The 5,333-nt window shown below is 35.4% G+C and carries 6 protein-coding genes; 5 read left to right on the top strand and 1 reads right to left on the bottom strand.

All coding sequences use genetic code 11. The annotated features are described in order from the left end of the window. Nucleotides 1–169 precede the first annotated feature (169 nt). A complete protein-coding gene (gene sigK / locus ADJ83_RS21570; RefSeq protein WP_031538899.1) occupies nucleotides 170–889 on the top strand; it encodes an RNA polymerase sporulation sigma factor SigK in 720 nt (239 codons plus the stop codon). Nucleotides 890–1,048: 159 nt separating this feature from the next. Here the strand turns inward: sigK and ADJ83_RS21565 are convergent, their stop codons facing one another. Continuing rightward, nucleotides 1,049–1,363 (bottom strand): hypothetical protein, encoded by a 315-nt coding sequence (locus ADJ83_RS21565; RefSeq protein ID WP_031538901.1) that lies wholly within the window; start codon nucleotides 1,361–1,363, stop codon nucleotides 1,049–1,051. Between the two features lie 292 nt (nucleotides 1,364–1,655). On the opposite strand from ADJ83_RS21565, the gene ADJ83_RS21560 reads away from it, so the two are divergent. The 4 genes from ADJ83_RS21560 to ADJ83_RS21545 all read left to right on the top strand — a co-directional run bounded on the left by ADJ83_RS21560 (nucleotide 1,656) and on the right by ADJ83_RS21545 (nucleotide 4,984). Beyond that, complete coding sequence (locus ADJ83_RS21560) at nucleotides 1,656–2,111, top strand: hypothetical protein (protein WP_109769190.1); 456 nt, start codon at nucleotides 1,656–1,658, stop codon at nucleotides 2,109–2,111. 122 nt (nucleotides 2,112–2,233) lie between these two features. Next, nucleotides 2,234–2,995 (top strand): N-acetylmuramoyl-L-alanine amidase, encoded by a 762-nt coding sequence (locus ADJ83_RS21555; protein ID WP_031538903.1) that lies wholly within the window; start codon nucleotides 2,234–2,236, stop codon nucleotides 2,993–2,995. A 126-nt stretch (nucleotides 2,996–3,121) separates the two neighbouring features. Continuing rightward, on the top strand, nucleotides 3,122–3,337 hold the full coding sequence (locus ADJ83_RS21550) for a hypothetical protein (RefSeq protein ID WP_031538904.1): 216 nt from the start codon (nucleotides 3,122–3,124) through the stop codon (nucleotides 3,335–3,337). 300 nt (nucleotides 3,338–3,637) lie between these two features. Continuing rightward, on the top strand, nucleotides 3,638–4,984 hold the full coding sequence (locus ADJ83_RS21545; protein WP_048717475.1) for an ISLre2 family transposase: 1,347 nt from the start codon (nucleotides 3,638–3,640) through the stop codon (nucleotides 4,982–4,984). Nucleotides 4,985–5,333 lie beyond the last annotated feature (349 nt).

Here is a 5,333-nt window from a genome sequence, read left to right as displayed (position 1 = left end):
ATTTGTCTTCTTTGATGAGATGCTCCAGATAATACCCATAATTGCTTAGAAATAAACTAAAATAAAATAGATTTTCCTAAGTTTATTGTCACTTGGACATGCAAGACCTACTCCCTATTTACATAGTAATGAAGTATAGGCAAATGTCCTTGAATGTGGAGGTGGAAAGATGTCCGGAATCTTATTGTCGCTTGGAGCTTTATTAAAAGAATTAGTATTCCTTGTTTCCTATGTAAAAAATAACGCATTTCCCCAACCATTATCAGCGAGTGATGAAAAAAAATATTTAAGGTTGATGGCTGAAGGAGATTCCCATGCAAGAAATATGTTAATAGAGCATAACTTGCGCTTAGTTGCCCATATTGTGAAAAAATTTGAAAATACAGGTGAAGATTCAGAGGATCTAATTTCGATTGGAACCATCGGTCTTATAAAAGGGATAGAAAGCTTTTCAGAGGGAAAAGGGACGAAATTGGCTACTTATGCGGCTCGGTGTATAGAAAATGAAATCCTAATGCATTTAAGAGCACTGAAAAAAACAAAAAAGGATGTATCCCTGCATGACCCCATTGGTCAGGATAAAGAAGGAAACGAGATTAGCCTCATTGATGTTTTGAAATCAGAATCAGAAGATGTTGTAAATACTATTCAGTTGAATATGGAGCTTGAAAAAGTGAAAGAATATATTGATGTGTTAGATGAAAGAGAGAAAGAAGTAATCATTGGAAGATTTGGACTCGATTTAAAGAAGGAAAAAACACAACGAGAAATTGCGAAAGAACTAGGAATTTCAAGAAGCTATGTTTCTCGGATTGAAAAAAGAGCTTTGATGAAAATGTTTCATGAGTTTTACCGAGCAGAAAAGGAAAAAAAGCGCAAAAATGATTAGCGTTTATACATAAGGATGTTATAAAAAGGTGCATTCTTATGAGGGTAAAATTTTTTCATTAGCTTGAAATTGTAAAAAGAAAGTAATAGGAAAATAGAAGGCTAGAAGAAGCATCTAAAGTCATTGGATAAATCTATGACTAGGTGCTTTTTCTAATCCTTAATATTTCACATAGTGGATAAACTCTGTATTATCTGTAGCTACGGTTTTTACTATATCGCCCTGCCGATTTTTATAAATCTCATATTCACGATAAACCTCTACAATAAAGCCATCCTCTTCTTTCGTCTCTTCTAATTTGTATTCCAGTTCGGGTGCACCGAATATTTCATCTGTATTACTTGAAACCTCTTGATCTTCATTTGTTGGACTATAAAAGAGAACCTGATTTTTATTGATGCTGGCCGTTGGGGTTTCTATGTATGCAATAAAAGCAAGAAGTACAATAACCAATATAAAAGAGATTTTTTTCACAATTAATCTCCTCCTTCCATTTCATTGTATGCATGTCCTTTAGAAGTATGCGAACAAGAAACGAAGGAGTTTTTTAGAACTGGAAAATTTAATCATTTTTATCTATAAAATATCATATCGTAAAAAGTACATGCCTTACTATTATTGAAAGACTGGAGGCTAAGCATCTAGCGTGAAAAGAAGAATAAACAAATAATCTTCAAATCGTGTAAATATTTTATAATAATTGTAATATAAATGAAATATAAATGTTTCTTTCAAAAGGGTTAGAGCTAACGGAAGGGGTTGAAGATTGGTGTTTAGGAGGCTGCTGCTAGTTATCTCACTATTGCTATCTATCCTTACTAATGGACCGAATCATGAAAAAAATGAACTTATAGCAAGTAATCAGCAAGATCAAACGATTGTAACTATTTCTGAGATAAAAGATATGGTTAGAAATATGCAAACAAAAGCAGACGTCAACTCCATTCTAGGTAGGAACTATCAAGAAATAAGAGGAGAATTGTACAATAATACTGTATGGAGATTTGATTTGTATCCCGTCTCAAACTATCAATATATGTCAAAATTTGACACGGTAGATTCTGAAGGTTTACAGGAAGGATTAGTGAAATATATTATTTTTATCAGTTTTGGTGAAGAGGATAATATTATCAGTAAATCTATTTATTATTGCGATATAAAAGGAAATATTTATGAAGTAAAATATATTGAGAATACAGAAAAAGAAGTTATACTATTTTAATCATACATTCGATGAAGTCATCTTGATTATGTTACTAACTATCTACTTTTTCATAATACTTAGGCTTTCAAACAAGCGATTTTTCACCACCTTTCTATACTATTAGAAAGGTGGTGAAAAGTATGGTAAAAATTTTTATCGATCCAGGTCATGGTGGCTCTGATTCTGGTGCAGTAGGAAATGGATTACTAGAAAAAAATATCACATTAATGGTTGCACAAGAAATCAATCTTATACTTCAAAACGAATATGAAGATATTGCTATTCGAATGAGTCGTACGGGAGATGCTACAGTGAGCTTGTCAGAAAGAACAGAGGCGGCTAATAACTGGAATGCTGATTTTTATCTTTCTATTCATATAAATGCTGGTGGTGGAACAGGCTTTGAAAGCTATATATATCCAGGGATTGGTGAACCTACAACAACTTATCAAGAATTAATTCATGAGCAAGTAGTTGCTGATACAGGCTTTATTGATAGAGGAAGGAAGCGTGCAAATTTCTATGTGTTAAGAGAAACACGTATGCCTGCATTATTAACAGAAAATGGTTTTATCGATACAACGTCAGATGCTAACCGCCTAAAAGAAAGCAATTTTATTGTGAAAATTGCTAGAGGTCATGTCCTTGGTTTAGAAAAAGCATTTTCATTAACAAAAAAGCAATCTAAGCCAATATACCGTGTGCAAATTGGTGCATTTTCAGAAAAAGTAAATGCTGTTAACCTAGCAGCACAAGCAAGTGAAAAAGGATTTGAAACAGCCGTTCTATTTCGAAATAACCTCTATATTGTACAAATTGGAGCCTTTAGCAGTAGAAATAATGCCGAGCAATTGGCTGCAAAGGCAGAAGATGCAGGTTTTTCGACTTATCTTTCTAATTAGTATAGGAGAATTAGTGAATATATAAAGCAATTTTTGTGATAGAGGAAAATCATTAGAAAATAGGACAATTGCCTAAAACATTGGGTACAAATAAAGAATATTTTATAGAAGAGAGGAGGAATATTAATGGTTGGTTATGGATACCCGAATCAAATACCACCAGCTGTTCCACTTGGAGGAGTAGGACCAACTCCAGTTGGATATGGATTTGGAGCACCTTATGCTGCATACGGAGGCGTATATGGAGGTTCCAGTGGTGTCTGGTATGCATTCTTAATTATTCTGTTTATTGTTATCATTCTTTTTTGGGGTGTTTGGGTATTTGGTGGCTACTTTCGTTAATTAGCATGAAGGATAAGAGAAAATGGAAAGAGCCCCGAAAATCTTCGGAAACAGTCATAGTATTAACCATCAATGGGGAAGAAAGAAATTCCCATTGATGGAAATTTTACTTTATTTACGATTCTTAAGTATGAGTAAAATGTTTGTGGGTAGAAAATAATTTACCCTCTGGTTTGGTTGGTGGTCGTTAGACCGCCAACCAAACGCAAGCGCGGTAGTATGAGCAAAAATAAAGAAAAAGGGACTTTCTTTTTGTATAGTAGTGTTTGCGGACAAAACATACAAAAGGAGAAAGTCCCTATGAAACAAAATACCATAAAACTACCTACATTAAAAGAAATAGAAAGTGATTTATTTAAAACATTACAGGAAACTTTTTCGGAAGTTCTCGAGGAGCTGTTAACTGGGTATGACAGAGAAATAGCTGAACAACGAGATAAAGGAAGATATCAACTCAAAGATAAGAGAGCGATTCAGATGGACACCTTATTTGGATCTGTTTCAATTAAGCGAAATTACTATTGGGATCGTATCGGCAACAAATATGTCTATTTATTAGATCAATATTTACAGTTTGAGGGCGGTAAAGGATTTAGTCCAGTTGTGGAAGAAATGGCGATGGAATTGGCGGTTACTGGGCCATCATACAGACATGCATCTTCTACGTTAGAAAAATTACTTGGATACTCTGTAGCTAGTCATGAAGCGATTCGTCAACATTTATTACAAACAGAAGTTGTACCGAGCTTGCCAATCGAACCAAAAAGAAAGGTATTATTTATCGAAGTAGATGGCTTATTTATTAAACGGCAAGGTGGTAAGAAGCGCGGACGAGAAGAAAAGATCGCAGCTATCCATGAAGGTTGGTCTATGAATGGAAAGAGAGCCAGTCTTGTGGGAAAACGGCATTTTATTCATAAAGCAGAAGCACCTTTCTGGGAAGAGTTAGAACAATTTTTAATGGATACGTATCATTACGATCCAACTACTCATCTTTTAGCTATCAATGGGGACGGAGCTAGTTGGATAACTGCGTGCAGAGAGTATTTTCAAAAGAAAGCTTTTTTCACGATAGACAGATTCCACGTAGCTCGAGAAATCCAACGTATTTTTAAAGAACATCCTAGATATAAAGCGATACGAAAAAAGCTAGCTAAGTATGATGGAGAGGGATTATTAGTAGAGTTAAATAGTGCAGTGGCGACCCTGGATACAGAGAAAAAAGAAGAACGATTAGAAGCATTAATTAACCAGCTTTCTCCATATCCCGAGGCACTTGGAGACTATAGAATTTGGTTACAGGAACAAGGAATAGATACGAGTGATATGCGTCCGATGGGCAGCGCAGAAGGAACCATGAGTGTGTTTGCCAAGCGTCTGAAAAACGGAAGGGCATGGAGTGAAAAAGGAATAGATGCATTTATTCGATTCATGGTTGGCTTAAAAGATGGATTAGATATTAAAACACTGATCGGAACAATGACGAAACGATTGGAAGAGAAGGAATCAAATCATATAAAACCAAAATACTACCGTGAAAAACTAACCAAAACAGCAGGACAGGCAACAAGACAAAACATTGCCTATTTGAGTCAAACAACAGGAAAGCCACTATATCATGCGTTAAAAGCATTACAAGGATTTTAAAAAGGATTGTCGACGTTTAACTGTAAACTGTATTCTAAAAGGTTATGGATTTTAACAACATAGAAAACGCAGAGTGGATTGGAGCGAAAGGCACTTGACTCCTGCGGGACATAGAGGAAAGGTCGAGACCCCACAGCCGGAACGGCGAGGAGGCTCGACTTCCTCCCCGCGGAAAGCAAGTGCCTGTAGCGGAAAGGAACGGTCTATTGATCCCAAAAAATTTTACGAAAACAGCCTGACTATAAATAGAGTAAGTATAGAAAGCGTTAACAATAGAGATAGCAAACACACTGAAAAAGAGAGAAATTCCGACGATAAAAAATTTCTCCCACAAATACTTGACTCAAAC

The organism is Bacillus sp. 522_BSPC (assembly GCF_001076885.1).
Taxonomy (GTDB): Bacteria; Bacillota; Bacilli; order Bacillales; family Cytobacillaceae; genus Niallia; species Niallia hominis.
This window is presented reverse-complemented; position numbering and strand designations above follow the sequence as displayed.

Excerpts from the sequence above, each read along its gene's own strand:
- ADJ83_RS21545 (WP_048717475.1), top strand. The coding sequence starts at position 3,638 with ATGAAACAAAATACCATAAAACTACCTACATTAAAAGAAATAGAAAGT.
- sigK (WP_031538899.1), top strand. The coding sequence starts at position 170 with ATGTCCGGAATCTTATTGTCGCTTGGAGCTTTATTAAAAGAATTAGTA.
- ADJ83_RS21550 (WP_031538904.1), top strand. The coding sequence starts at position 3,122 with ATGGTTGGTTATGGATACCCGAATCAAATACCACCAGCTGTTCCACTT.
- ADJ83_RS21555 (WP_031538903.1), top strand. The coding sequence starts at position 2,234 with ATGGTAAAAATTTTTATCGATCCAGGTCATGGTGGCTCTGATTCTGGT.